Genomic DNA, 1,289 nt, shown 5'->3' with positions numbered 1-1,289 from the left:
GCGTAGTTATGTTTAGCGTATTTAAGTATAAACACACCCAGTACTAATACTGGTATTGATAGGTAGATTAACCCATGCCTATACCCTGAAGCTGATATTACGTAACCTATGTAGAGTGGGCCAATTATGTTGGCTATAGGGAATGCTGAATTATATACGCCATAAGCGGTACCCCTTCTTCTTAAATCAGTTAACCTAGCAACTAATTCAGTACTGGAGACGCTGTAAGTACCCCAGACGAGGGAGTATGATGCCATCACTAGAAATGCATATACTGGATCAGGTGGAATAAAGGCGTTAAGTAAGTAGAAGAAGCCAGCTAGAATTAGGCTGAGGCCAAATATTAACCAGGCATTAACCCTACTGAGCATTTTTGTGGACGCATATATTACGGGGATTTCAAGGAAAGCCTCAATACTTAGTGTTAAGGTTGATAATGCGTAACCCATCCCTAGATTAAAGGCGTAGAACACTGGTATATAGAGGTTTTTAGCCACATCAGTGAATAGGAAGATTATTATTGAAGATATAAGTAGCCAGAATATTGCTGAAATGCCATTACCCTGAGTACTCCTAATAACCTCCATGGATTCCTTACGGATGCTATTAAAGTTCATGCTCCTTGAGACAACATAAACACTCAGTGTTAATATTGATGATATTAGGAATATTAAACCAATACCAAGCCTCTCTAATATAAGCCCAGTGAAGGCTGTTGTTAAGGAGTAGCCTAGTGAACCACCAATCCAATAGTAACCCATCTCCTCAGTGGCATTAACCCAACCACTGGCCTCAGCCATAATAACTGGTATCGCCCCAAGTGCCATTAGATTAGCCAGTAATAGTATGACTATGAAAACCGCTAAAGGTAATGGTAAGGCTAGGATCATGTAGAAAAACGCACCACCAATAGTTGTTACAGTAATTATTCTCCTCCTTCTAGAGGGTGAGTCAGCTAACCTACCCCAAAGAACCGCTGAAATGAAGCCGCTTAATGATAAGCCAGATAATATTAAGCTGGTTAAGCTCACATTAATCCCCAGGCCCCTTAAGTATAATGGTATAGCCGGGTAATATAATCCACCGGCAGCGTTATAAAGCACACTAACTTGGAAGAGTTTACTTCTCCTAATGCCTTCGCCAATTATCCTACTCATAATTTAAGCAGCCTTAGATTTTAACTCTTCAGTCCTAGGCTTAAAGTTTTTAAGCAATAGGTGGGGATTATGATGGTGTCTAAGGCTAATCAATCGTTCTCAGAGCCATGGGTGGAGCGTTTTAGGCCTGTT

Annotated in this window: 1 protein-coding gene; it reads right to left on the bottom strand. The window is 40.6% G+C overall.

Features of this window, described 5'->3' with window-relative positions; translation table 11 throughout:
- Positions 1-1,157, bottom strand: a 1,157-nt coding sequence (locus BP896_RS09155) for an MFS transporter (protein WP_291767744.1), incomplete at its 3' end; no start/stop codon positions are given.
- Between the last annotated feature and the right edge of the window lie 132 nt (positions 1,158-1,289).

Origin of the sequence: Caldivirga sp. UBA161, assembly GCF_002506515.1 — an archaeon.
In the GTDB taxonomy this organism is placed as follows: domain Archaea; phylum Thermoproteota; class Thermoprotei; order Thermoproteales; family Thermocladiaceae; genus Caldivirga.
Note: the sequence above shows the minus strand (reverse complement) of the source record. Positions and strands in the feature narration are given on the sequence as shown.